The sequence below is a fragment of the Janthinobacterium sp. P210006 genome (assembly GCF_036231885.1).
In the GTDB taxonomy this organism is placed as follows: domain Bacteria; phylum Pseudomonadota; class Gammaproteobacteria; order Burkholderiales; family Burkholderiaceae_D; genus Janthinobacterium; species Janthinobacterium violaceinigrum.
On the sequence record NZ_JAZARD010000002.1, the window covers coordinates 1 to 25,834 of the forward strand.

Below are 25,834 nucleotides of genomic sequence, written 5' to 3' on the forward strand. Positions count from 1 at the left end.
GCCACGCAGCAAGGCCATGCCTGCCTGCCGCTGGCGCCGGTTCAGGCGAGCAAACTGGGCGATAAAACGGATCCATTCGGCTGGCTGCATGATCGGCTCCCTGCATTGTGAATATGCAGAGTCGGACAGCACAGCCAACGGAAGATTCCGGCGTTTCCCCTACTTGCCGATGACAGAGACATTTATTTTGCGTCGCCACTGTCACTTTTGGCGCGCCGCGGCTCATACCTGGTGTAGCACCACTTTTCCTTCACCACCAAGATAGAGTCCCAGCATGCCACCATTGTTGATGCGCCAGATTCCCCTGGCTGTACTGTTACTTTCCTGCGCCGCGCCCGCCGTCCTGGCGCAGACGCCCTCCGTGCAAACCGCGCCTGCCACCATGCGCTACGACGTGCCTGTTCAGCCGTTGAACGCGAGCCTGATTGCGATTGCCAGCCGTGGCGGCGTACGCATTTCCATCGATGCGGAACTGGCGCGCGGCGTCAGCGCCGCCCCCGTGCAGGGCGATTTCACGGCGGAACAGGCGCTGCGCCGCGCCTTGCAGGGCACGCAGCTGGCCTTGCTGAAGACGGACAGCGGCGTCTATACCGTGCAACGCGCAGTGCAGGCGGCTGCCTCGCCCGAGGCCACCATGCCGGAAGTGCTGATCACCACCAATTACCTGGGCCAGGTGACGGAAGACACGGGGTCCTACACGACGGGCGCCGTCAGCACGGCCAACCGCCTGGTGCTGTCGCCGCGCGAAACGCCGCATGCGATCAGCGTCGTCACGCGCCAGCAGATGGACGATTTCGGCCTGGTGCAGCTGAGCGAAGTGCTGAACCATACGCCGGGCGTGTACGTGCAGCACATCGACAGCGAACGCACGATCTATTATGCGCGCGGCTTTTCGCTCGACAATTTCAGCTACGACGGCTTGCCGTGGACGCGCGACGCGTCCTTGAACCTGGGCGAATCGCTGGCCAATATGGACCTGTACGACCGGGTCGAAGTGTTGAAGGGCGCGAACGCGCTGATGAGCGGCGCCGGTACGCCGGGCGCCACCGTCAACCTGATCCGCAAGAAGCCCACGCGCGAACTGCGCGCGCTGGCCGACCTGTCGGCGGGATCGTGGAGCAACTACCGCGGCATGGTCGACGTGGGCGGCCCCTTGAACGACAGCGGCAGCGTGCGCGCGCGCGCCGTGGCCTCGTACCAGGACAAGCATTCGTTCGTCGACCGCTACCAGCGCCGCTCCGAACTCGCGTATGGCACCGTGGAAGCGGATCTGTCGCCGCGCACCTTGCTGACCGTGGGCGCCGACTATCAGCACACGGTGCCGCGCAACAGCGACTGGGGCGGCGCGCCCCTGTTCGACGCGGACGGCAAGCGTTTCACCATGCCCCGTTCGTTCAACGGCGCGCCCACCTGGAGCACGCAGCAGACGGAAGCCAAATCCGTCTTTGCCTCGCTCGAACACAGTTTCGACAACGGCTGGATGGCCAATCTGCGCCTGATCCACCAGGCCAATGCGCTGTACGCGCCCGTCGCCTACCTCGACAGCTTCCCGAAGGCGGACGGCAGCGGCACCGCCGTCACGGCGCGCCAGTACAACAGCGACGCGACCAGCAATGGCCTGGATGTGTATGCGAAAGGCCCGTTCACCTTGCTGGGCCGCACGCATGAACTGGTGGTGGGCGCGAACGCCTACCGCAAGCAGTCGGACGACGTCTTCAGCCTGTATTCCTTCATCAATGTCGACAATATCTATACCTACCGGGGCGAGGTGCCGGAGCCAACGTGGGTGCTGGACACGGCGCGCGAAGTCATCCGCCAGAAGGCCGTGTATGCGACGGGCCGCTTTTCGCTGCCGCAGGGCGTGCACGTGATCCTCGGCGGGCGTTTCTCCTCGTACGAAAACCCCACGGCCGACATCGACGAAGCGTCGATCTTCACGCCGTACGCGGGCCTGACCTGGGATTTCGCGCCCGACCTGACGGCGTTTGCCAGCTACAGCGATATCTTCAGCCCGCAAAACAGCCGCGACGTGAACAACCGGACGCTGGACCCCGTGCTGGGCAAGAATATCGAGGCGGGCGTGAAGGGCGTGTTCCTGAACGGCCGCCTGAATGCCAGCGCGGCTGCGTTCGAGGTGCGCCAGGATAACTACGCCGAATCGGTCGACGAGGTCAACAGGGTGACTGGCATGGATGCCTACCGCGCCATCGATGGCGTGCGCTCGCGCGGCGTGGAGCTGGAAGTGTCGGGCCAGCTGATGCCGGGCTGGCAGCTGCAGGCCGGCTACACGCACAAGGTGGCGCGCGACGCCGGCGGCAAGGTCAATACCCTGGCGCCGGAAGACCAGCTGAGCCTGTACAGCACCTGGCAGCCCATGCCGCGCCTGACGGTGGGCGGCGGCGCCCGCTGGCAATCGCGCACCTGGCAGCAAACCCGGGCCGTGCGCGGCGGCCTGACCACCGTGCACCAGGGTTCCTACGCCGTGTTCGACGCCATGGCGCGCTACCAGATTTCCGACCGCCTGGCCTTGTCCCTCAACTTCAACAACCTGACGGACCGCAGCTACTACGGCATCAGCACGGGCCGCCGCGTCAGCTACGGCGACCCGCGCAATGCGATGCTGAGTCTGAACTACCGTTACTGAGTGATCCTGATGTCGCGCAAACCGGGCGCTGGGCGCCCGGTTTGCATGGCCGTCAGAAGCGGTACGTCAAGGTCGCCCGCACGCTGCGCGGCACGCCGTACGTGCCTTGTGCGTAGGTATTGATGTTGATGTACTTCTTGTCCAGCGCGTTTTCCACGTTCAGCTGGGCCGTCAGCTGGCGCGACAACTGGTACGTGGCCATCAGGCTCACCGTGCTGTAGGCCTCCTGCGTCACTCTTTCCTTGCCGTTCGGCCCCTCGTCGTCAAAGTAGAACTTGCTTTGCCAGTTGACGCCGCCGCCCACGGTGAGGTCGGGGCGCACTTTCCAGGTGGTGAACAGGCGCGCCGTCGAGCGGGGCGACAGGGTGTTGATGTCCTGCTGCTCGCGGTCTTTGGCGCGGAAGTGGCTGGCGCTGGCCGTCACGTTCCAGCCCGGCGCCAGGCGGCCAGACAGTTCCCCCTCGATGCCGCGGCTGGTGGCGCCGCGCGCCGCATAGTACGCTTGCGTGGTGGTGCCGGGAATGTTGTGGGCGCCGTCCGGCTGGGCAAGCTTGTCCTGCCTGATCTCGAAGACGCCGACGGACGCGTTGGCCCGGCCCCCGGCCAATTCTCCCTTCAAGCCCACTTCCAGGCTTTGCCCCGTCAGCGGTTCCAGCCAGGCGCCCGTGCGGTCCTGGTTTTCCTGCGGGCGGAAGATGTCCGTGTAGCTGGCATACGCCGAATACGTGTCGTTCAGATCGACCACCACGCCCGCATACGGCACGAACTTGCTCTTGGCAAAGGCGAAGCGGGCGCTGCCGTCAAAGCCGATGCGGTCCTTGTCCCAGCGGCTCAGGCGCCCGCCGAGTATCAATTTGGTGTTGTCGGCAACGTTCAGGCGCGCCGCGCCGTAGGCGCCATATTGCTTGGTCGTGTATTGTTCCGACAGTACGGGCTCGCCCCAGGCGGGCTGCGGGTAGCTGCCATCCCAGGCCAGGAAGTTGCCGATCGGTTCAGGGTCGAGCGCTTCCTTGACCTTGAATTCGGCGTGCTGCACCGTGTAGTTGGCGCCCACGATGACTTCATGCTGGCGTCCGCCCAGGCTGAACGGCCCCGAGACTTTCACGTCCATGCTGCTCTGGTCGCGCGCGCCGATGTAGCGGTTCGGGTAGCCCAGCATGCCCAGGCCCGTGACCTTGTCCGGCCGTTCGGCCAGGAACACCAGCGGCGTGTCTTCCGTGTGCTTGCTGTACATGGCTTGCGCCTGCGCCTTCCAGCCCTGGCCCAGCGCGTGCTCGACGGTGGCGTGCACGTTCGTCTGCTGCGTGGCCCAGGCGGACCAGCGGGGCGCCGTGGTGACGGAACGGTCGAAATCGGTGCGCGTGCCGTCGCTGTACCACAGGGGGAAGCCGCCCCAGTTGCTGCCTTTCGGGTCGTTCTTCTGGTAGCTGGCGCCCAGCGTGGCCACGGTGCCGGGCGCCAGGTCCGCCTCGACGGTGGCGTAGACGAGCTGGCGCTGGTTCGAATAGCCATTGGTAAACGACTTGCGGTCTTGCCAGGCGCCCGCCACCCGGCCGCGCACGGAGCCGTCTTCGCTCAGCGGCGCGGCCAGGTCGGCCGTGCCCCGGTAGTCGCTCCACGATCCCGCCGCCAGCGACAGCTGCCCCTCGAATTGCCTGGCGCTGGCCCGCTTGCGCACCAGGTTGATCGACGCGGACGGGTAGCCGGCACCCGTCAGCAAGCCCGTGGCGCCCCGCGTCACCTCCACCCTGTCGTAGATCAGCGAATCCATTTCCGATTCGCCGCCCGAATACTGCACCTTGTACGTGGTGGGCACGCCGTCGTACTGGAAATTGTCGACGTCGAAGCCGCGCGCGGAAAACGTGCTGCGTTCCGTGTCGAACTGGTTGACGGCGATGCCGGGCGTGTTGCGCAGCACGTCGCGCACCGTCAGCAAGTCCTGGTCGTCCATGCGCTGGCGCGTGATGACGCTGACCGATTGGGGCGTCTCGCGCAGGGCCAGCACCAGGCCCGTGGCGCTGGCCGTGGCCGGCGTCGTGTAAGAATGCGTGCCTTCCGTGCTGGTGCTGCGCTCGGCCGTGGCGCGCACGGCGATGCCGGGCAGGGTGGCGGCGTCGGCGGCCGAGGGCTGCAGGCGCACGGCGTAGTTGCCGCCGCCCTGGTCGATGGCAATGAGGCCGCTGCCATCGAGCAGGCGGGCAAAGCCCTCGGCCACCTGGTAGTTGCCGTTCAAGCCGCGGCTGGTCAAGCCCGCGTACAGGCTGGCGGCGCCGGAAATGCTGACGCCCGCATCGGCTGCAAAGGCGGACAGGGCCGTGCCCAGGGGGCCGGGCGCCACCTGGTAATGGCGCGCGGGCGCTTCCTGGCGCTGCTGCGCGTGCGCGAGCGGCGCCAGGGCCAGGCTGCCCAGCAGGGCCAGGGTCATGCGGGTAGTGCGGTAATGCTTCATTGCTTGTTTCCCTTCGTTCATGTGTTGGTCCTGTGTGGATTGACGGGGCACATGCGCGAAAGGGACATTCTTTTTAGAAATTTTTATGCTGGCTCGACGGAAATCCAGAAACGGCTGTGGCGCCGCACGCGGATGGGCAGCGAAGCCTGCAGCAATGACAGCAATTGATCCGTGTCATGCAGCCGGTACACGCCCGACACGCGCAGCCGCGCCACGGCCGGATCGCAGCGCACCACGCCGTGGCGGTAGCGGGCCAGCTGCGCCAGCACCTGGGCCAGCGGCGTGTCATCCGCATACAGCAATCCTTTGGTCCAGGCGTCCGCATGGGGCGCCAGCGGCTGCGGCGCGCTGGCGGCCGTCCCGTCGAAGCTGGCTTGCCAGCCGGCCTGCAGAATGACGGGGCGCCCGCCGGCGGGCCGCACTTCGACGGCGCCCTGCGCCACGGCCACGTGGGTACGCGCGTTCAGCAGGCTGTCGTCCTGGCGCACCGTGAAGCGCGTGCCGAGGGCGCGGATGCTGCCATTGCTGGTGCGCACGATGAAGGGACGCTGGCGCGCATCGGCGCTGGTGGCCACGTGCAGTTCTCCGCCGCGCAGGTACAACAGGCGCAGCGCGTCGCCGTAGGCGATATCGGCGGCGCTGGCCGTGTTCAGGCTGAGTTCGCTTCCATCGGCCAAGGCGAGGTGGCGGATTTCGCCCGTGGCCGTGCGCACGTCGGCCGACCATTGCTGCCATGGCGCCACGCGCAGCATGGCCCAGCCGGCGGGGCCGGCAACGATCAGCACGGCCAGGGTTTTCAGGGCGGCGCGGCGCTGTGCGCCGGACGGGCGGTCCAGTACGGGCATGGACACGGTCGTGGCCAGCGGCGCGGGCAGCATGCCGAAGGTGCGGCACACTTGCTCGGCCCGTTGCCAGGCCGCTTCATTGCGCGGATGGCGGGCGCGCCAGCGGGCCAGGCCCTGTCGCGCCTCGTCGTCCAGTTCGCCGCCTTGCAGCCGCATCATCCAGTGCGCCGCTTCCTGCGCGGCGCGCGTATCGACCGTGGCGCTCATGCCAGCAGCAGGATGCATTGCGCCAGCGCCTGCACCATGTAGCGCTTGACGGTGCGCTCGCTTACCTTCAGGCGCGCGGCGATGTCCGCATACGCCATGCCTTCGAGCTGCGACAGCAAAAAGGCCGTGCGCACCTTCGCGCCCAGGCCGTCGAGCATGGCGTCGATGCGGTGCAGGGTTTCCAGGATCAGCAGGCGCTCTTCGGCCGACGGCGTGACGGGCGCGGGCAGCTGCGCCAGGGTGGCCAGCCAGGCCTGTTCCAGCGACTGGCGGCGGTAATGGTCGATCAGCAGGCGCCGCGCCACGGTGGTCAGGTAGGCGCGCGGCTCGCGCAGGGTGAACGCGCGCTCGCCGGGCGTGGCCAGCAGCTTGACGAAGGTATCCTGCGCCAGGTCGGCCGCGTGGTCCGTGCACGACAGCTTGCCGCGCAGCCAGCGCAGCAGCCACGGATGGTGCTGGCCATACAGCTGGCTCAATGATGGTGGGCCTTGGGACTCGGCGGCAGGGGATACGGCATACGTCACGGCACACTCCAGGTTGGGCGCGGAAGTCCCCGTGCCGCTGGCGCAGGCGCGTGCAGGCTCCTCTTAAATGCGAATGGTTCTCATTTTACATCGACGTGCCTGAATGTCAATGGAGCGTGCTAACTGGCCTGGCGCCGCTGGGCATAGCTGCGGCAATGTTCCAGGTAGCCCGTTTCGTGGCTGGCGATCAGCTGCAGCACGCTGTTCCACAGCCACGGGGGAATCGGATTGCCATCGTTGCGGTCCGTCTGCAATTGCTTGATCCAGTGCATGCCCGTGGACCAGTCCATCTGCCGCGCGTGCGCGCAGCCGACCACATACGCGAGGTAGCTGGCCGTGCTGGCCGCGTCTTCCACGCTCAGTTCGTCGATTTCCAGCTTCAGGTCTTGCGGCAGCAGTTCGCGCACGAAGATGCCGCGTCCCAGAAAGCGCTGCGGCATGGTGCGCTCGCCCAGCGCGGGCGACAGGTGGCGCGCGCCCGCCACCACGCGCTTGGCGTTGTCGCGCGGCATGCTGGCGTGCGCATAGCGCACGGAGGTCGCTTGCACGGCTTCCTTGATGTCGATCAGGCAGTATTCGCCGTCGCCCAGGCCCAGCAGCACGGCGTAGCGCAGCAGGCCCAGCGAACTGCAGCCCTTGACCCAGTAGGCCGCGTCGATGACTTCCAGCTTCACTTTCTTGCCCCGCGATTTCAGGCGCGTCACCAGCGCGCGCAGGTCCGACGACGCGCACAGGGCGGCGATGGCCTTTTTTTCTTCCCTGGAAATGGGCCAGAAGTTGCGTCCCATGGGGATGATGGGCCGGGTTTCCAGGAAGCGTTCCTCGGCCAGTTCCTTCCATGAGCGCTGCACGGCGCCGCGCAAGGCCGTGCGCACGACGGCGGGGCGTGGCAGGGCCAGCTGCAATTCGCCGGGCAGGAAGGCAAAGGCATAGCCGTCGAGCATGTGCTGCAGCATGCTGGCCGTGACCACGCCGGGCAGCGAAGAGCCGCGCGCGGCCGTCGCCAGCGACAGGGCCAGGCGCACCAGGTCGTGCGCGGGATTGCCGATCACGCTCTGGTCGAAGTCGCGGATCTGCATTTCCACGCTGCCGTCGGCACCGGCCAGCGGTCCCAGGTTGCCCAGGTGGCAGTCGCCGCAGATCCAGATGGGCGGTCCTTCCGGCAAGCTGTGGCCCGGCTGCGCCTGCAGCCATTCGTAATACTGCGCCGTATTGCCGCGCACATAGGCATGGGGCGAACGGGCCATTTTTTCATCGCGGCGGTCCAGCAGCAGCTGGCGGCGTTGGTCGGGGGAGGGCAATCTGGGCAAGGTGCGTTCCTTTTGGTAAGTTTCCTCCATACTATGCCTGCGCGCCTTGTTGCGTCGTGAAATGCTTAACAGAGCGACAACCATGTCTGCCTTAAGCTGCAACTAACTTTTATTTTTGGAAATGAACATGGATTTGAGCCAGCACGCCGCCGTCGTCAATTGCGAAGCCTATCGCGATGGCAGGAAGATCGCCCACTTCGATATCGACAAGGTGGGCGACTTCCTCGACGACCCCGCCTGTTTCGTGTGGATCGGCCTGGCCGGTCCCGATACGGCCGCCATGCAGGCGCTGCAAGCGGCCTTCGGCTTGCACGAGCTGGCCGTCGAGGATGCGGAAGGGGCGCACGAGCGGCCCAAGCTGGAAGAATATGGCGACACCCTGTTCATGGTGCTGCACACGGCCAGCCTCGATGGCGACGCCATCGTGTACGGCGAAACGCACGTCTTCCTGGGCTGCCGCTTCATCATTACCGTGCGGCATGGCCCCTCGGCCGGCTATGCGAAGTTGCGCGAGCGCAAAGAGAGCGTGCCGGAAAAACTGGCCAGCGGACCCGGTTACGTGCTGTATTCCATCATCGACTTCATCGTCGACCAGTACCAGCCCTGCATCGACCACTTGCAGGCGAAGTTCCAGCAATATGAAACCCAGCTGTTCAAGCCCAGTCTGAGCGAAGACAAGCTGCAGGACTTCTACCAGCTCAAGACGGAGCTGCTGAAGCTGGACGCGGCCGTCAACCCGCTGCATGAAATCTGTACCCAGCTGATCCGCTTCCATGGCGATATCGTGCCCAAGGAAAACCGCATCTATTACCGCGACATCCTCGATCACGTGAAACGGGTCACGCACACGGCGGGGCAGATGCGCGAAATGGTCAATTCGGCCATGCAGGTGGCGCTGGGGCAGATCTCGATCCGCCAGAACGAAGTCGTCAAGCGCCTGGCCGGCTGGGGCGCCATCCTGGCCGTGCCCACCATGGTGTTCAGCCTGTACGGCATGAACTTCGAATTCATGCCGGAGCTGAAATGGCGCGGCAGTTATCCAGCCGTCATCGTCGGCATCTTTGTCGGCTGCTATCTGCTGCACCGCCGCTTGAAAAAGGATGGCTGGCTGTAGCGGCAAAGGCCGCCACCGTGCAAATATTGGAGAGTTTTGCCGCGCAATTAGCTGCTACGATGAAGCTGTCCTGGCGAAGGTGGCACATGGTCATGACCTCCTTGGCGTGGACGCCGCGTCCGGCTGCTGCGACCACCCCAGCGCGTGCAGCCCGGGCCGCATGACGCGTCCGACGCCACAAGGCTCCTGTGACCCAGGAGCCTTCTTTTTGCCTATGCCCCGGCCACCGCGGCAGCCGCTTCCAGGATCAGCGCCGTCACTTCCACGGGGCGCGAAGCCAGCGAAGCGTGGCTGGCGTTGAGCGTGATGACTTTCCGCGCCTGCAGGCGCGCCGCCATGCGCTCCTGGTTGACGGGGGAAATCATGCGGTCGGCGCTGGAAATCTGGTACCAGCTGGGCTTGTGGCGCCAGGCCGGGTCGCTGACGGTGTCGCCGAACGTGCTGGCCAGCGGGGCTTTCTGCACCACGCCCAGCACGGCGCCTTCTTCCGCATCGAGGTCCTGGCAAAAGCTGTCGTGGTATTGCGCGGGCTTGACCCACAGATAGCCGTCGCTGTCGCCTTCCAGGCTGGCCGCGCCCAGGGGCGGGTGTTCCTGCGTGATGCTGCCTGCGCTTTCGCCCGCGTCGGGGGCGAAGGCGGCGATATACACGAGGCCCGCCACGTTCGGCGCATTGCCTGTCACGCTGATGACGGCGCCGCCGTAGGAGTGTCCTACCAGCAACACCGGGCCATCGACTTGCGCAACCATCTTGCGCGTGCGCTCGGCGTCGTCGGCCAGCGACGTCAGCGGCAGTTCGACGGCGCGGATGGCCGTGTGGCCCTGGCGCCGCAATTCGGCAATGACGCGGCTCCAGTGGGCGGCGCCGCCCCAGAAACCGTGGACGAGGACGATGGTGGCTTGCTGGCTCATGCGGATACTCCTTGTGGCGGTGGCGCTGATGGGAGATGGGCCGCGTGGCCTGTCAGCGGGCAGGCGCGCGGCGTGCACCCCAGCCATTGTAGGCCATTGCCTCAGCCATGGGAGCCATCCTAGAAGACATATTTGAGCGTGGCCAAAATGTTGCGCGGCGCGCCGAACGTGATGTTGTTGAAGACATCGAGCTGGTTGGCGTAGTAGCGCTTGTCGAACAGATTGTTGACGTTGACCTGCAGCGACAACTGGCGGCTGATGTCGTAACGGGCCAGCAGGCTGGCGACGGCGTAGGCGTTCTGGCCCACCTGGACGGGCATGCCCGTGGCGGGATTGCTCACGCTGGTGTAGCTGCGGCCTTCCCAGTTCACGCCGCCGCCGATGGCCAGCTGCTGCCAGGCGCCCGGCAGCCGGTATTTGGTGTAGAGCTTGAACAGCTTGCGCGGGTGGGCCGTGTTGATGGCCTTGCCGCTGGCGTCTTCGGTGGAAAACTGCGTCCAGCTGATGCTGGCGTTCCAGCCGGGCGCCAGGTCGCCGCTCGCTTCCATTTCATAGCCCCGGGTGGTGGCGCCATCGATGGTGATGTACGCCTGTTCGCGCGTATTCGGCACGAAGGTGGTGCCGTCGGCGATGGCGAAGTTGTCCTGCCTGGCGTGGAAGACGGCCAGCGCCGCATTGACCTTGCCGTCCAGCAGCTCGCCCTTGATGCCCGCTTCGCCGCTCTTGCCTTTCAGGGGCGCCAGGTAGCCACCGTGCCGGTCGCGGTAATCCTGCGGATCGAAGATGTCCGTGTAGCTGGCGTACAGCGAGGTTTGCGGCCCCAGGTCCCACACCAGGCCCGCATATGGCGTGACGACGCCGCGCTGGCGCTGGGTATAGGCGACCTCGGTCCACAGCGACGGCTTGCCGTCGCGCTGCCAGTTGGTGAGGCGCGCGCCGGCGATCAGCTTGAGCATGGGCGTCAGTTGCAGGCGCGTGACGCCGTAGGCGCTGGTCTGCGTGGTGCGCGTGTCGCTGCCCAGTTGCTGCGGCGCCCACGCCGGTTCGGGGTAGGCGCCCGTCCAGGCGCGGAAGTCGCCGATGGGCGGCGTGAAGCTGGCGTCGCTGGACAGCCAGCGCATCGTGTGCTCGCCGTGCAGCAGGCCCACGGCCAGTTCGTGCTGGCGGCCCAGCAGGGTGAAGGGGCCCACGGCCGTCAGGTTCACGTCCGTCTGGTGTTCGTCGACGCCGTAGCCGATCACCAGCGCTTCCAGGCCCAGTCCCGTATGGCGCTCCATGCTGCCGCTCATCCAGTTCAGGTACTGGTCGCCCGTGTTGCTGCGCCGCGTGGCCGAGGCTTGCCATTTCCAGCCGTTCGCCAGGCGCTGTTCCAGGGTGGCAAAGATGCTGCGCTGCTGCGTGTCCCAGCGGTTCCACTCGGCCGCCGTGGTGGCCGCGCGGTCCCAGTCGGGCTGCCCGCCGTCGGCGTAGAACAGGGGCAGGCCCGACCACTGGTTGCCGCGGTGGCGGTCGCGCTGCTCGCTGGCGCCCACGCTCAGGCGCATCGCCGCGCCCAGGTCCGCATCGACCACCGCGTAGACGAGCGCCTTGCCGGCGCGTTCCAGGCGGATGAAGCTGTCGCGCTCCTCGGCGCTGACCACCACGCGCCCGCGCACGGACGCCGCCTCGTTGAGCGGCGCGCTCAGGTCGATCACGCCGTCGCGGCGCTGCCAGGAACCGAGGCCAAGGCTGGCCGAGCCCGTGAATGTCCTGCTGTCCGCATGCTTGCGTATCAGGTTGATCGAGGCCGAGGGGCTGCCCGTGCCGTTCATCAGGCCCGTGGCGCCGCGCACGATTTCGACGCGGTCGTAGATGGCCGTGTCGGCCTTGGCTTCGCCCGCGTCGCTGCCGGCCATGGGGATGCCGTCGATCTGCAGCTTGTCGATCTTGAAGCCCCGCGACGAGAAATAGCTGCGCACGCTGTCGATTTCCTTGGCCGACACGCCGGGCGCGCTGTTGACTACATCGAACACGGAGCGCAGGGCCTGGTCGTCGAGGCGTTCGCGCGTGATCAGCGACACCGATTGCGGCGTGTCGCGCAGCGACAGGTTCAAGCCCGTGGCGGCCGTGCTGGCGCTGCTGGTGTACGAGCCGCTGCCTTCCGTGCCCGTCTGCGTGCCGGCCGTGACGACGATGGGCGCCAGCGTTTGCGTAGCGTTGGCGGAGGCTTCGGCGCCGGTCTGGCCGTGGGCGGCGCCCGCACCGAGCAGGCCGGCGGCCAGCGCCAGGTGAAGGGCCAGGACGCCGTGCCGTGGCGGGAAGGGTGGCATGTTGCGGTGCGGATCAGTCATGATGGTGTATGTGTGCGCGGGTGGAAGCGTGCACGGCTGGCACGCCATTTAAATGAGAATAGAAATCATTCTCAATAATATGGCGCGGGCAGCATTTACGCAACAGCTGATGCTTTTCGCCTTGACGACCTGTCTACTTTTCCCAACGCATGGCTTCGATGGCATCGACCACGGTGCGCTCATGCTCGATGAAGAAATCGCTGTGAAAGCCGTTGCGGATGAGCAGGCGGGTACAGCCGGGCAGGGCGGCGGCCAGGCTGTCGCCATCGGCCAGGCGCAGCGGGCGGAAAATGTCGAAAAACCCCATGCCCTCTGCCAGGACCGCCGGGTCGCTCTGCGGCGACAGCCATGGCAGCAGGTTGCGCAAGGTGCCGGGATCGACGGTGACGACCAGCGCCGGCGCGCGCACGCGGCGGTAGTCGGGTGAAAAATTGTGCGCGGCCATGTCCATGGCCCGGGCGATGGCGGGCGCCGTATTCGAGCGCACGGCGCCGCCGGGCAGCACTTCCAGGCTGTTGCGCCAGTTCGCCTCCAGTGCCGGCCACCATTGCTTGTTGACCCGCTTGGCATACGCGATCGAGGCGTCCATCGACGCCAGGTCGGCCGGGCCGGGCAGGGGCGCCTCGAAGGACAGGCGTTCCGGCTCTTCGCTGTAGCCGCCGCTGGCCAGGTAGTCGAAGGTCGTGTCTAGGTACACGAGCCCCCGCACGCGCTGCGGGTGGCTGCCGGCGAACAGGGTCAGCTCGTTGCCGGCGACGGAGTGGCCGCCCAGGATGATGCGCTGGACCTGCAGGGCGTCGAGCACGGCCAGCAGGTCGGCCACCAGGGTGGCGGGCGCGTAGCTGATATCGCCGGCAGCATCGGCAGGCAGCGGCTTGCTGGAAGAGCCGTAGCCGCGCCGCGTGATGGCCAGCACGCGGTGGCGGCGCGCCAGCGCGGGCGCCAGGCTGTCGAAGCCATAGGCGTTTCCGCCCAGGCCAGCCAGTAGCACAATCACGTCGGCGTCGCCGCCGCGGCCCTGCGCCGCGGGCCAGTCGCGCACGTGCAGGCTGACGCCGGGGGCGACGCCGACCTGGCGGTCCGTGACAGTGGCGCTGGCGTTGCGCGGCCCGCCGCTGCCGCCGCAGGCGGCGAGGGCGGCCATGGCGGCCGCGCCCAGGAGCAGGCGGCGGCGGGCATGGAAGGGGGAAATCATCGTGTGGTTCATGTCAGGCTCCGGCAAGGGGGATGGCGCCAGTATCGGCAGCGCGCATGAAGCGTGGCTGAGGCTGGCGTGAAGATCGCCTGAAGGAAAAGAATTTGACACTTTTTCCAGAATTGGATAATCTGTCTGCATGAAAACACACGACGCTCCTCCCGCTGCCGCGCGCAACGCCGAACAAGTCCTGCTGCTCGAGCAGCTCAAGCAGGTGGCCGATGGCCTGGCGCGCACCTTTGCGCCATTTTGCGAAGTGGTCGTGCACGACCTGCTGGCGCCCGAACACGCGGTGCTGGCCATCCACAACAACCTGTCGGGGCGCGCCGTGGGCCAGCCCGCGACGGAACTGGGACTGGCGCGCATCCTCGACCCCGGCTTTGCCCAGGTGGTGGCGAACTACCCGAACAAATTCACCGACGGGCGGCAAGCCAAGAGCACGTCGATCGGCATCAAGGATGGCGATGGCAAGTACATCGCGGCCCTGTGCCTGAACGTGGACCTGACCCTGTTCCAGGGATTCCAAACGGCCATGAACCAGTTCGTGGCCGTCGATGCGGGCGCCGCGCCGCAGGAGTCGCTGGACCCGGCCGGCGCCGACGCCATCCGCGCGCGCATCGACCAGTTTGCGGCGCGCCTGGCCGCCACGCCGCGCACCCTGAAAGCGCCGGCGCGGCGCGTCCTGCTGCAGGAGCTGCGCGGGGCTGGCCTGCTCGACATGCGGCGCGCCATGGAAATCATCGCGGAACACCTGGGCGTGTCGCGCGCCGCCGTCTACACCTACGCGCGGCAGGAAGGATGAACGCATGACGCCACCGACCACAATGGCCACCGGCGCGGCGCGCCTGCTGCTGCTCGACGCGGCCACCGTCGCCGCCCACCTGCAGGCGGACGAGGTGCTGGCCGCCGTGCACGAAGCGTTCGTGCTGCACAGCCGCCAGCAGGGCCGCGTGTTCCCCGTCATCCGTGAAGCGCTGGCGACAGGGGGCGTGTTCGGCATCAAGGCGGGCGACGTGCCGGCCGAGAACCTGCTGGGCTTCAAGGCGGCCGGCTTCTGGCCCGCCAACCGCGCCGCGGGCGGCGAGCCGCACCAGGCCACCATCATGCTGCTGGACCCGGCCACGGGGCGGCCCGTCTGCATCATCGACGGCAATGCCATCACCACGGCGCGCACGGGCGCGGCGGGCGCGCTGGGACTGCAGCTGCTGGCGCGGCCCGACAGCGCCCAATTGTGCGTGTTCGGCACGGGCGTGCAGGCCAGGGTGCAGACCGAGTATGCGCTGCGCGTGCTGCCGCGTTTGCGCCAGCTGCGCTATGTGAGCTCGACCGGCCAGGCGCATGCCGGCTTCGAGGCGGCTTTTGCGGACCGCATCGCCATCGCCCATGCGCCCGACGCCGATGCGGCCGTGGCGGGCAGCGACGTGGTGATCACGGCCACGCCGGGGCGCGGCCCCCTGTTCAGCGCCGCCGCCGTGCAGCCCGGCACGCACATCAACGCCATCGGCGCCGACACGCGCGGCAAGCGCGAGCTGCCGCCAGGCTTGCTGGCGCGCGCGCGCCTGGTGGTCGACGACGTGGCGCAGGCGAGAAGCATCGGCGAGGCGCAGTGGGCGCCCGACGTCCCGTGCCACAGCCTGGGCGACTTGCTGGACGCGCGCGCGGCGCTGGCCAGAAGCGCCGGCGATATCACGGTGCTGGACTTGACGGGCCTGGCCCTGCAAGACCTGACCGTGGCGCGCCTGGTGCACCGCCAGGCGGCAGCGGCCGGCAGCGGCATCGACATTTCCTGGCCCTGGTAGGCCATCCAACCCCGCACTGAAAGGCGACACAGCATGCAGAACCTGACACTACCCACCTACGCCGACGTGGTGGCGGCCGCAGGCCGCATCGCGGGCCATGCCCACCGGACGCCCGTCATCACCTCGCGCACCGTCGACGCGGAGTTTGGCGCCCAGGTCTTCTTCAAGTGCGAGAACCTGCAGCGCATGGGCGCCTTCAAGTTCCGCGGCGCCTACAATGCGCTGTCGCAGTTCGACGCGCAGCAGCGCCGCGCCGGCGTGGTGGCTTTCTCGTCGGGCAACCACGCGCAGGCGATCGCGCTGTCGGCTCAGCTGCTGGGCATACCCGCCACCATCATCATGCCGCACGATGCGCCGGCCGCGAAAATCGCCGCCACGCGCGGCTACGGCGGCAACGTGGTGCTGTACGACCGCTACACGCAGGACCGCGAGCAGATCGGCCGCGAACTGGCCGAGCAGCAGGGCATGACCCTGATTCCGCCGTACGACCATGCGCACGTGATCGCGGGCCAGGGCACGGCAGCCAAGGAACTCTTCGAGGAAGTCGGACAGCTGGATGCCTTCTTTGTGTGCCTGGGCGGCGGCGGCCTGCTGGCCGGTTCGGCCCTGGCCACGCGCGCGCTGTCGCCCGCCTGCAAGCTGTATGGGGTGGAGCCGGAAGCGGGCAACGACGGACAGCAATCGTTCCGTTCGGGGCAGATCGTGCACATCGACACGCCGAAGACGATCGCCGACGGCGCGCAGACGCAGCACCTGGGCAATCTGACTTTCCCCATCATCCGGCGCGACGTCGACGACGTGCTGACGGTCAGCGACGCGCAGCTGGTCGAGCGCATGGGCTTTGCCGCCTCGCGCCTGAAGCTGGTGATCGAGCCCACGGGCTGCCTGGGCTTTGCCGCCGCCCTGCAGATGAAGGAGCAGCTGCGCGGCAAGCGCGTGGGCATCTTGATCAGCGGCGGCAACGTGGACATGCCGCGTTTCTGCGAGCTGCTGGGCGGCCAGGCACACTAAGGCCAGCCCCATTCTGCCGCGCCGGGCCCGTTCAGCGGGCCTGGCCATACCCTCCCGATGCGCGTCTGGCGCTGCCTGCCCAGCCTGCCGGATAGTGTTCGCCCGAATACTATCCGGCCCCGCGATCTATTGCCCGCATAATCGCGTCAGATTATGTCAGGTTGCGCCGTTTACTTTACCTTACTGTTTACTCTTCAAAAACAAGAACAGAGATAAACGGAATGATAGATCTACTTTTGTTAGGGGCCGATACCGAACGCAGTCACGAACTGGCCAGGCTTTTTCAGAGCGCAGGTTATCAGGTCGTCGAAGTGCGGGATTTGGCATCCTATTTGAATCGGCCAATGGGCGAATTAATGCCGCCGCATGAATTTGTCTCAAGCAGCGGGGCGTTGAATCTCGCGGGTGGCGGCGAGTCGCGCGATATCCGCATATTCAACGCCAATGCGTCCGCCGAAAGCGGCGGCGCCATTCAATTGCGGCCGCGCCTGCTCACTTGCATCCTGAACCTGGCCCGCCAGCTCATGCCGGGATGGCGCCTCAGCATGGGAAACCGTTGCCTTGAAGCACCAAATCGCCGCATCGTGGAATTAACCAGCCTGGAATTCAAATTCATCAAGAACTTTGCATTGGTGGAAGTGAATGAGGCTGTTTCGCGCAAGCAGATAGTGCAGGCATTTGGCGAGGATTATCTGTCGTACGACCAGAACCGCATCGATACCATGTTAAGAAGGCTGCGCAAGAAAGTGGAATCGTGCGCCGGCGTTAAATTGCCGCTCAATACCGAGCGGGTACGCGGGTTTTCTTTTGGCGAGGTATTAATCATCGATCCGTGAGCCGGTAAAGCGATATGTCATAAAGTGTCATGCCGGCCGTGATGCCGCACCTTAAAATAAACGGGCAATTCCTGCGATTGAATATAACGTTTATTGAAAGGTGATTATGAAAATGAAATTGATGATGGCCGTTCCATGCGGCCTGTTACTGGCAGCAATCCCGCTGGCGGCGTCCGCCGCCGGGCCCGCATTGCCGGGCTACGGGGCAGACCTGAGCCAGACCACGGTGTCCGGCATTTCCTCGGGCGGCTTCATGGCAGCCCAGCTGGCAACGGCATATTCCTCGCTGGTCAAGGGCGTCGGCGTGATTGCCGCCGGACCCTACGATTGCGCCTCCACCTATCCCGGCCAGTCGCCGCTGCAGAACGCCGTAACGACGTGCATGTCGCCGTTCTCCGCCGCCGTCGGGCCGAGTGCGGCCGTCTCCTGGCGCAGCGCACAGCGCCGCGCGCAGGAAGGGACTATCGATCCGGTAGCCAATCTGGCGCGCCAGCGCGTCTACGTGTTCAGCGGCGCAAGCGACGCGACGGTCAGGACGATCGTCGTCGACCAGGTGGCAGAATACTACCGGCTTGCCGGTGTGCCGCAGGACGCCATCCTGTATCGCAGGAATGAAGCGGGCCATGCGATCATCACGGCGCGCGAGCAGGACGCGGCGTGCGCCGAAACGCGCGCGCCGTACATTAACAATTGCGGCTTTTCCCAGTCGGCCGAACTGCTGACGCATTTGTCCGGCACACGCAGCCGGCCTGCCGCCACCGGCCCGCTGACGGGGATCATCATCAAGTTCGATCAGCGCGAATTCATCAAGGGTAGCCGCTCCAGCATGGACGAGGCGGGGTATGCCTATGTGCCGCGCGAGTGCCAGGACAATGCCTGCGTCGTGCACGTGGCGTTCCACGGCTGCCAGCAGGGCGCCTCGCAGCTGGGCGAACGCTTCTACATGGGCACGGGCTACAACGAATATGCCGATGCGAACCGCATGATCGTGCTGTACCCGCAAGTGCGTCCGTCCGGAGGCATTCCACCCAATCCCAAGGGCTGCTGGGATTTCTGGGGCTATTCCGGCGAAGACCAGCACCGGCCCGATTTCCAGACGCGCAGCGCACCGCAGATGGCCGCCGTCGTCGCCATGCTGCAACGCCTTGGCCAGCCGCGCGCCGCCGCTGCCGCTGCCGCTCCTTAACCTTTCCTGAAATGGCAAACGATCATGGCATTTAATCCACTGACCCAATGGCTGTCCTTTGGCAAGTCATCGCTGGACGTGTACAAACAGTTCGCGTCCGCCGGCGATGCCAGCCTGCGCGAAGCCGGTGCGCAAGCCGGTCCCGCGCAGATGGCGCAGCTGCTCAAGGCGACCCTGGAAATGAGCAAGGAATGGAGCGAGGCGCAATCCGATGCCTATGCCGCGCTGTTCCGCACGCAGCTCGCTTCCTTCGATGCGCGCCTGACGTCCGATACCGTGCTCACCCTGATGGACCTGCATGCGCAGCTGTCCAATGACCTGTCGGCGCAAAGCAACGGCACCATCAAGGGTTTCGCGCAGCGCGCGCACGCCTGCGTGCAGGACCTGCAGGCGGCGCAGACGCGCGACGATGTCTCCATGGTGGTGGCGGGCTTCCTGACCGACGTGGGCGGCGTGCTGCGCACCGGCGCGGAAGAGACGGCGTCGCTGCTGAACGCGGCGCAAGCCGCTTCCGGCATCCTCACGCACAAGGCGCTCGATGACATGGCGCAAGGCAGGCAGGCGCCGGCCGACTGAATGGCCTGAGCGGCAAGAAAAAGGAGAGGCGTGCCTCTCCTTTTTTTCTGGCCTGCGCGCCCGCCGTCAGTCGGGCGCCTTGGCCGGGGAAGCCGCATCGAGGGGCATGTCCAGCATGTAGTCGGGCAGGGTGCGGGGGAAGATACGGCTGAACATCACGCCGGCCTGCGCTGCCGCCAGCTGGAAGCGGCGCCGCAGTTCCTCGCTCACGCGCATGTCCGTGCTGGCCTGGTAGCGCTGCTGCAGGTCGCGCATGCCCGTCAGCTGGTCTTCCAGGGGGCTCAGCTGGTCCGACGCCGCGTGCCCGCCCACGTAGGCGCCCTGGCTCATGCCCATCAGGGTCAGCAGGGTGGCCGAGATCTGGATATTGCCCAGGGCATCGGCGCCGCTGGCAATCACATAGGCCGCGATCACCACGGTAAACACCAGCATCTGGAATTTGTAGATGTCGAAACGCTTGTCCGTCTGCAGCAGTTCGGCGGCGCTGGCTTGCGCATGCGCGCCGGCCAGGGGCGCCGTGAACCAGCCCAGCTGCTGCGCATAGGCATACAGCTGCGGTTCCAGCTCCTTCTTGATCGAGGTGGTGATCTGGCTGCCCGCCGTGCCGGCCGTGGAAATGCCGATCAGGTACAGCAAGTCCGTCGACAGTTCCTGCAGCAGGCCCGTACGCAGCCACTGGTAGAACAGCAAGGTGGCGACGATCAGCGTAAACAGCAGCATCTGCATCTGCGACAGGCTGGCATGGCCGCCCGAACCGGTAATGTACCAGGGCAGCAAGTGGCGCCAGCGCTGGCGCCAGGGCAGGGGCGGCTGCGCGCCGTTGCCGCCCAGCGCAGGAATGGCCGCCGCGGCCAGCAGGTAGCAGGCCGCTGCGAACAGCATCGCCGCCACCATGCTGGCGGCCTTGCCCGAGATCGTCAGCTTCATTTCGCGGCCGAAGTGGACGTGGCCGCGCTGGCCATCCTCATAGTCGAACGCGGCGATCTTCAGGCGCAGCGGCTGGTGGCGGTTCCAGAAATTCCAGCTGCCTTTCAAGTCGTCGGCATTGCTGAATTCTTCGATCCTGGGCGTGCGGAAGTAGATGCGCGTGGTGCTGATGGAGCGCGCCGCATCGTGCGGATCGGGGCTGTCGACGACGGCGACATGGTCGACCAGCAAGGGCAGGGTGCTGTAGCTGTTGTTGCGCCACAGCTCGAAGTAGCCGATCACGCACACCTTGTCCGTCTGCTCGGCGAAGCTGGGCTTGATGCTCAGGTAGTTGATGTTGCCACTGGGCAGACTCGGCGACGGCAGCTCGATCCGCGCGTTGTCCAGCGTCTCGATGGCTTCCTGCACGGGCTGGCGCATCGCGTCCACCTGCTGCTGCGGCGTGCCGCGAAAGCGCGCCGAGCAGATGTCCTGGCCGGTCTCGCCGGCGGCGACCGCCGGCGCCGCTGCCAGCAGCAGCGCTGCAGGTATCAGTGTTCCACGTAGCAGGGTTTTTGTTACCGCGTTCATGTTCATGCCGTCCTCCGTTCTCCGCTCGTTGATGTAGCGCGCCGCCGGCCGTGGCCGCAGGCGCCCGACATTCCATGCTAGGGCGCGCGGGCAGGCGGGGACTGACCATCTCTGGCGCTGGCGGCGGGCGTCAGAATCGGTCAGGCATGGCGCCATGGCACGGGTCTATGCTCGCTGTGTCGCTACTTTTTTTAACTGTTACATCAACCAGATAGGGAGAAATCTATGGCTGTCCTGACGAGTCTTGAGGACATGGTGCGGGCAATTGCCGGCTCGGTGATGAATGCGCAGCACATGGTGGAAAAGGCGCAGTTGGCCAACATCGCGTCATTCTTCGACGACCGGCACCAGCCCACCGTGATCGACGTGGAACTGCCCGCGATACACAGCGGTGCGGCGCCGGAAGCGTTCTATCACTACCGCGTGCCGGTGATTTCGCTCGTGCCGCACAGTTCGCTGATCATCGGCGAGGCCGAGATCGAGCTGGACGTGGAACTGGGCGCGTTCGAAGACCATGAACGGGGCGGCGTGCACGAAGGCATCATGGACCAGCTGGGCCGCGCGGCCCCGGCCGACAAGAAGGCGGGACTGATGGTCAACGCCGGCAATGGCGGGCTGGCCAGCAAGAACGGCAATGCCGTGCACATCAAGCTCAAGCTGGTTGCCACGGAGAAGTCGGAAGGCCTGGCGCGGCTGGTCAACGACGTCGTCAAGGCGCAGGGCCCCGTCGCCATGGGGCGGGGCGGCGAAACGGCCTGACCTGGCCGCCATGCCTGCCTATTAATCCGCCTATTGCCTATTTTCAGGAGAATGCCTTGGCCACGAATAATTTTCATTTGACTAATATCCGCTTTATCAAGCGCATCGTTGTCGGCAACGATAATCCGCAAAGCATGAAAACAGAAACGGAAGTGCAGCAAGCCATGGATCTGGTGAATCTCTGCCTGGCATCGACGCCGCGCGGTTATGTGCTGAATGTGGAAAAGAGTTTCGGTTTATATAATATCGGCGAGCACCAGGTGGTGCTGCAATATGCCGTTTATAACATCGGTTTCGACCGCAAGCCGATGTTCCTGGACGAGCATGGCCAGGGCTGAGCGGCGCCCCGCACAGTGGCAGGCGCCAGCGCTGTGCGCGGCGGTCGCGCGCAGCCACGTGGCGGCGAATGCGGCGCTGCGCGTGGCCAGCCTGGACGGCACCCGCCTCGCGCCGGCCGCCGCGCCGTTCCATTACGTGCTGCCCGATGCGCCCGCCGGCGCGGGCGCCAGCAGCCACATTCCCGCCCGGCAGTTCGAGCGCCAGTACGCCTGGTGCCTGGAGTCGCTGGGCGTGACGGTGTACGGTTATTGCATCGAGCGCCAGTTCGGCTGGGAGCGCAAGACGGAGCCGGCCTTGCTGCTGCGCCGGCCATCGTGGTGGCGGCGCCTGCTGCGGCCGGCGCCGCTGCTGGCCCTGACGGTCGATGCGCACCAGGCGGGCGCCGCCATCAGCCTGGCCGCGGCGACGCGGCCCGGCTACCGGGGCGCGATCGATTGCATCGTGCGCCTGGAACCGGCATTGCAACAGCAATTGAAACAGCTGCACGATGCCCAGGTCACGGCCGTTTCCATTAAAAAGAAAATACGCCGTTATTTAATGTCCCTGCGTCGCTGAGTTATTAATGCGATGGTCAGAAACTGCCATTCAATCATTTATTTTCAAGCGTAATCTAATAATGTCGGCATCGCGGAAGTTAATAAAAGCGGTGTTTGATATTAATCCACGAAGTGGATTCCTGTTACCCGCAAGGGTTTAATCTTAAAGGAGTAGATAATGGCTGAAATTATTGACATGGCATCGCAATTCAAAGGCTTGCCGATGGGCGACCTGATCGGCGGCCCGCTGACCGCCGCATGCGACGCGCAAGTGAAACTGGCGCATGCGACCGCCGACTTCATCAAGTACATCGGCTTCATGCCGCCGTCCGACAACGACAAGGATGGCGTGGGCGCCACCCGCCTCGCGCACTTCGCCTTCACCCGTCCCGTGGCCGATCCGGCCGACCCCAGCAAGACGGTGGAGGAGTCCGTCTCGCTGGACGTGCCGCTGCTGGCGATCGTGAAGATCCCGAGCCTGTCGATCACCAAGGTCGACATCACCTTCGACATGGAAGTGAAATCGTCGTTCAGCTCGAAAGAGACGGAAGACAAGTCGGGCAAATTCTCGGCCGACATCAAGGCCGGCTGGGGCCCCGTCAGCGTCAAGGTGCATCTGGAAGGCTCGGTTGCCACGCACAAGGAAAACACGCGCAGCTCGGACAATTCGGCGAAGTACCACGTACAGGTGCTGGCCGAAGACGGCGGCATGCCCGAAGGCCTGGCACGCGTGCTGGACATCCTGCAAACGTCGATCCAGCCGCGCGTTGCCCCGCCAGCAGCAGTGGCGCATCAGCCGTAATGCCGCAGTGACGGCATAGCTCGCGCGCCGCATGGCCCGTCCATGGCGCCATGCGGCGTTGCAAGCCTGTGCCCGCCGCAGCCCATCAGAAGTCCATTACCGCAGCCCATTAAGCCATTCTCATGAGGGGGAGAAGTATGCATGAACTAAGCACAACCGAGCTGGCCGCGATGCTCACCACGTCCGATGCCGACACGCGCGCGCAGCTGTGGACGGAGCCGCTCAACAACGGCATGCGCGCCTGTGCCATCGACAGCGTCACGCGGCAGGCGGCGTTCCTGGCGCAAGTCCTGCTGGAGTCGTCGGAGCTGCGCCAGTTGCAGGAGTTTCTCAGCTATAGCCCGCAGCGCCTGCGCCAGGTGTGGCCGCAGCGCTTTCCTACGGACCAGATAGCAGAACAGTACGGGCACAACCCGCAAAAACTGGCGAACAAGGTGTATGCGCAGCGCATGGGCAATGGCGACGAGGCCAGCGGCGATGGCTGGGCCTACCGGGGCCGCGGCCTGATCCAGCTGACGGGGCGCGACAACTATGCGCATTTTTCGGCCGCCATGGGCTGCGATGCGCTCACGCATCCGGACCTGCTGCAGGAGCCGGCGGGTGCGGCGTTGTCGGCCGCCTGGTTCTGGCGCGCGCACGGCTTGAACGAGCTGGCCGACAGCACCGTGCAGGCGGGCGGCGACGCGCATTTCAGCGAAATCACGCGGCGCATCAACGGCGGCCTGAATGGCCTGGCGCAGCGCCGCGCGTACTGGGAGCGGGCCTGCAAGATCCTCGGCGTCGGCGCCGCCGCCTGAGTACCAGGGCCGGCGCCCGCGCGCCATGGCCCTCCTGTTTAACTTTTTTCTTGAAGAGGCAATCACATGAGCAATTACAGCAAAGTGCAATTCATTTCGTGGGAAGTCCATACGGGTCCGTTCGTCGTCACGCGCCCGCCGGTCAAGACGGGCCTGTACAGCGGCCTGCTCGATCCGACGCCCGATAACCGCACGGATGCGCTGGGGCAGTGCTGGGACATCGAGGCGCGCCTGGCATTCACGGCCGACGCCATCGCCAAGGCGGAACTGTCGAGCGACCGCAGCGCGGGCACGCTCAAGGTCTTCATGGCGCCCGAATTCCTGTACCGGGGCGCGGGCGGCGCCTATCTGCACGACCTGATCGACGGCTGGGACGGCCAGGCGCCGGCCGAGTTCAACCTGCCCGCGCCCTACAATGGCCGCTGGCGCGGCCTGTTCGGCGGCTTGCGGGCGCTGGTGGCGCAAGCGAAATACGAGGACTGGGTCTTCGTCTTCGGCACGGCCCTGAGCGCCTCGTTCCCGTCTGCCCGCCAGCGCGACGGCAAATTCGTCATCGACGTGCGCCAGCCCGGCGAAATCTATAATTGCGCGCTGATCCAGCGCGGCGGCGCCCTGCATGGCACGGACAACTACGTCTCGCGCAAGCACTACATTTCGCCCATCGATTTCCTGCAGTGGAATGGCGCCGTGGCGCAGCACACGCCCGGCACCGTGCTGCCGCTCGACGCCCGTGCCATCGTGCCTGCCGATGTCATGGGCGTCAACGAAGGCGGCGCCTTGTTCCGCATCCCCGGCATCAACGACAGCCTGGGCAAACCCATCGATTTCGGCATCGAAATCTGCCTCGACCATGCACGCAGCGGCAATTCGGCCAACCCTTATGGCCGCATCCGCACGGCGGGGCAGTCCGTCAAGATCCAGCTGGTGCCGTCGGGCGGCATGCGGCTGGTGTCCGATTCCATCCGCCTGCAGCCGGCCGGCGCGCCCACGCCCCGTTCGTATGCCTTCAATTGCGATGGACTGGGCAATCTGAACGGCAGCGCGGGCAGCCATACGCAGGTGTGGAACGGTCCCAACAGCGCGCCCGCACCTGCGGGCAATTGCCTGGTGGCGGCCAGCAGCGGCGCGGTCGTGGGCGGCACGGTGCTGACGGCCGTCGCCGCGCAAGTGCAGACCACGCTGGGCGTCGTGCAGGGCAGCTTGCTGTGGAATAATGGCGGGAACGTGCAGGGCGCGGGCCAGGTGCGCATCCTGGCCGTGCGCGACCTGTAAGTTCAGGCTGCGGCCGCGCCGCCTGCGCGCTAGTGCGACACGAGCACGGGTACAGTCATATCCTGCAGCACCGTGCGCGTGACGCCGCCCAGCAGCGCTTCGCGCAGGCGCATGTGGCCGTAGCAGCCCATCACGACGAGGTCGCAGCGCCGCTGCGCCGCCATCGCCAGCAGGGCCGTGCCCACGTCCTGGCCCGGCGGCGTGTCGTGCTGCAGCACCTCGACGTTGACGCCGTGGCGCGCCAGATACAGGGCCAGGTCGGCGCCCGGCTGCTCGCCATGCGCGGCCGGCTGGGCGTGCGAATTGACGACGGCCAGGGTCACCTGCTGCGCGCGCTGCAGCAGCGGCAGCGCATCGGTGATGGCGCGCAGCGCTTCGGCGCTGCCGTTCCAGGCCAGCAGCGGATGCCGGCCGACGGCCGCTGCTGCCGTCGATGGCGCCAGCGGCGCATGGGGCACCATCAGCACGGGCCGGCCGCAATGGAGCATCAGGTATTCGGGCGTGCCGGCGATGACGCGCGAGGGCGTATCCTGCGCGTCCGTCTGGCCCAGGATCAGCAAGTCGCAATAGCGCGCCTGCAGCAGCAGCGCGCCCTGCGCATCGTCGTCGACGAAGCGCGTTTCATAGGTGACCAGGCCTTCTTCGCGGGCGATGCGCTCGAAGTCGTGCAGCGCTACGCTGGCCTGGGTGCGCAGCGCCTGCATCTGCGCGGGCGCGAACTGCAGCGCATTGACGCCGCCGCCATACGCGTAGCGCGAGATGCCGCTCATGGCCGAGCCGATCAGGTGGGCGCCTTCGGCGATGGCCAGGCGCACGGCCAGGCGGATGCGCTGGGCGCAGTGGCGGGAATTGTCGACGTGGACGAGCAGGGTGGTGTAGGGCATGGCGTTTTCCT

General features: G+C 66.2%; 23 protein-coding genes. 14 read left to right on the plus strand and 9 right to left on the minus strand.

The window, feature by feature from the left end; genetic code table 11:
• The first annotated feature begins 274 nt into the window (after window positions 1–274).
• Window positions 275–2,644 carry a TonB-dependent siderophore receptor gene (locus VPH41_RS08520; protein WP_328569635.1) on the plus strand — a complete coding sequence of 790 codons (2,370 nt, stop codon included), beginning with the start codon at window positions 275–277 and terminating at the stop codon, window positions 2,642–2,644.
• A gap of 52 nt (window positions 2,645–2,696) precedes the next feature.
• On the opposite strand, the gene VPH41_RS08525 is transcribed toward VPH41_RS08520, so the two are convergent.
• The 4 genes from VPH41_RS08525 to VPH41_RS08540 all read right to left on the minus strand — a co-directional run bounded on the left by VPH41_RS08525 (window position 2,697) and on the right by VPH41_RS08540 (window position 7,979).
• Window positions 2,697–5,114, minus strand: coding sequence for a TonB-dependent siderophore receptor (locus VPH41_RS08525; RefSeq protein ID WP_328569636.1), 2,418 nt, complete (start codon window positions 5,112–5,114; stop codon window positions 2,697–2,699).
• Between the two features lie 62 nt (window positions 5,115–5,176).
• On the minus strand, window positions 5,177–6,163 hold the full coding sequence (locus VPH41_RS08530) for a FecR family protein (protein WP_328569637.1): 987 nt from the start codon (window positions 6,161–6,163) through the stop codon (window positions 5,177–5,179).
• Entirely contained in the window at window positions 6,142–6,669 is a 528-nt protein-coding gene (locus VPH41_RS08535; RefSeq protein WP_152284962.1) for a sigma-70 family RNA polymerase sigma factor, read from the minus strand. Before VPH41_RS08535 ends, VPH41_RS08530 begins: the two co-directional genes overlap by 22 nt.
• 119 nt (window positions 6,670–6,788) lie before the next feature.
• Window positions 6,789–7,979, minus strand: coding sequence for a DUF2252 family protein (locus tag VPH41_RS08540; RefSeq protein WP_328569638.1), 1,191 nt, complete (start codon window positions 7,977–7,979; stop codon window positions 6,789–6,791).
• 127 nt (window positions 7,980–8,106) lie between these two features.
• On the opposite strand from VPH41_RS08540, the gene VPH41_RS08545 reads away from it, so the two are divergent.
• The gene (locus VPH41_RS08545) at window positions 8,107–9,093 is read left to right on the plus strand and encodes a magnesium and cobalt transport protein CorA (protein WP_193317664.1); all 987 of its coding nucleotides are present in this window, start codon (window positions 8,107–8,109) and stop codon (window positions 9,091–9,093) included.
• A 212-nt stretch (window positions 9,094–9,305) separates the two neighbouring features.
• Here the strand turns inward: VPH41_RS08545 and VPH41_RS08550 are convergent, their stop codons facing one another.
• The 3 genes from VPH41_RS08550 to VPH41_RS08560 form a co-directional block, all read right to left on the minus strand.
• Entirely contained in the window at window positions 9,306–10,004 is a 699-nt protein-coding gene (locus tag VPH41_RS08550) for an alpha/beta hydrolase (RefSeq protein ID WP_328569639.1), read from the minus strand.
• 119 nt (window positions 10,005–10,123) lie between these two features.
• Window positions 10,124–12,334 (minus strand): TonB-dependent siderophore receptor, encoded by a 2,211-nt coding sequence (locus VPH41_RS08555; RefSeq protein WP_328569640.1) that lies wholly within the window; start codon window positions 12,332–12,334, stop codon window positions 10,124–10,126.
• A 133-nt stretch (window positions 12,335–12,467) separates the two neighbouring features.
• On the minus strand, window positions 12,468–13,541 hold the full coding sequence (locus tag VPH41_RS08560; protein WP_328569641.1) for an alpha/beta hydrolase: 1,074 nt from the start codon (window positions 13,539–13,541) through the stop codon (window positions 12,468–12,470).
• Window positions 13,542–13,668: 127 nt separating this feature from the next.
• Here VPH41_RS08560 and VPH41_RS08565 point away from each other — a divergent pair, with 127 nt between their 5' ends.
• The 6 genes from VPH41_RS08565 to VPH41_RS08590 all read left to right on the plus strand — a co-directional run bounded on the left by VPH41_RS08565 (window position 13,669) and on the right by VPH41_RS08590 (window position 18,937).
• A complete protein-coding gene (locus VPH41_RS08565; protein WP_328569642.1) occupies window positions 13,669–14,331 on the plus strand; it encodes a helix-turn-helix transcriptional regulator in 663 nt (220 codons plus the stop codon).
• Window positions 14,332–14,335: 4 nt separating this feature from the next.
• Complete coding sequence (locus VPH41_RS08570) at window positions 14,336–15,328, plus strand: ornithine cyclodeaminase family protein (RefSeq protein ID WP_328569643.1); 993 nt, start codon at window positions 14,336–14,338, stop codon at window positions 15,326–15,328.
• Window positions 15,329–15,361: 33 nt separating this feature from the next.
• Complete coding sequence (locus VPH41_RS08575; RefSeq protein WP_328569644.1) at window positions 15,362–16,339, plus strand: threo-3-hydroxy-L-aspartate ammonia-lyase; 978 nt, start codon at window positions 15,362–15,364, stop codon at window positions 16,337–16,339.
• Window positions 16,340–16,560: 221 nt separating this feature from the next.
• The gene (locus VPH41_RS08580; protein WP_152285158.1) at window positions 16,561–17,175 is read left to right on the plus strand and encodes a helix-turn-helix domain-containing protein; all 615 of its coding nucleotides are present in this window, start codon (window positions 16,561–16,563) and stop codon (window positions 17,173–17,175) included.
• Window positions 17,176–17,281: 106 nt separating this feature from the next.
• Window positions 17,282–18,361, plus strand: coding sequence for an extracellular catalytic domain type 2 short-chain-length polyhydroxyalkanoate depolymerase (locus tag VPH41_RS08585; RefSeq protein WP_328569645.1), 1,080 nt, complete (start codon window positions 17,282–17,284; stop codon window positions 18,359–18,361).
• Between the two features lie 24 nt (window positions 18,362–18,385).
• Window positions 18,386–18,937, plus strand: coding sequence for a hypothetical protein (locus VPH41_RS08590; RefSeq protein ID WP_328569646.1), 552 nt, complete (start codon window positions 18,386–18,388; stop codon window positions 18,935–18,937).
• Between the two features lie 66 nt (window positions 18,938–19,003).
• Here the strand turns inward: VPH41_RS08590 and VPH41_RS08595 are convergent, their stop codons facing one another.
• Entirely contained in the window at window positions 19,004–20,440 is a 1,437-nt protein-coding gene (locus VPH41_RS08595) for a hypothetical protein (RefSeq protein WP_328569647.1), read from the minus strand.
• A 219-nt stretch (window positions 20,441–20,659) separates the two neighbouring features.
• Between VPH41_RS08595 and VPH41_RS08600 the strand changes: the two genes are divergently transcribed.
• The 6 genes from VPH41_RS08600 (at window position 20,660) to VPH41_RS08625 (ending at window position 24,939) form a co-directional block, all read left to right on the plus strand.
• A complete protein-coding gene (locus VPH41_RS08600) occupies window positions 20,660–21,193 on the plus strand; it encodes a DUF2589 domain-containing protein (protein WP_287771893.1) in 534 nt (177 codons plus the stop codon).
• Between the two features lie 56 nt (window positions 21,194–21,249).
• On the plus strand, window positions 21,250–21,531 hold the full coding sequence (locus VPH41_RS08605; RefSeq protein ID WP_152285163.1) for a hypothetical protein: 282 nt from the start codon (window positions 21,250–21,252) through the stop codon (window positions 21,529–21,531).
• The gene (locus VPH41_RS08610) at window positions 21,518–22,087 is read left to right on the plus strand and encodes a hypothetical protein (protein ID WP_328569648.1); all 570 of its coding nucleotides are present in this window, start codon (window positions 21,518–21,520) and stop codon (window positions 22,085–22,087) included. Before VPH41_RS08605 ends, VPH41_RS08610 begins: the two co-directional genes overlap by 14 nt.
• A 159-nt stretch (window positions 22,088–22,246) precedes the next feature.
• Entirely contained in the window at window positions 22,247–22,870 is a 624-nt protein-coding gene (locus tag VPH41_RS08615; RefSeq protein ID WP_152285165.1) for a DUF2589 domain-containing protein, read from the plus strand.
• Window positions 22,871–23,007: 137 nt separating this feature from the next.
• Complete coding sequence (locus VPH41_RS08620) at window positions 23,008–23,667, plus strand: glycoside hydrolase family 19 protein (protein WP_287771886.1); 660 nt, start codon at window positions 23,008–23,010, stop codon at window positions 23,665–23,667.
• Between the two features lie 66 nt (window positions 23,668–23,733).
• Window positions 23,734–24,939, plus strand: coding sequence for a hypothetical protein (locus tag VPH41_RS08625; protein WP_328569649.1), 1,206 nt, complete (start codon window positions 23,734–23,736; stop codon window positions 24,937–24,939).
• A gap of 29 nt (window positions 24,940–24,968) precedes the next feature.
• Here the strand turns inward: VPH41_RS08625 and VPH41_RS08630 are convergent, their stop codons facing one another.
• On the minus strand, window positions 24,969–25,823 hold the full coding sequence (locus tag VPH41_RS08630; protein WP_328569650.1) for a universal stress protein: 855 nt from the start codon (window positions 25,821–25,823) through the stop codon (window positions 24,969–24,971).
• Window positions 25,824–25,834: the final 11 nt, after the last annotated feature.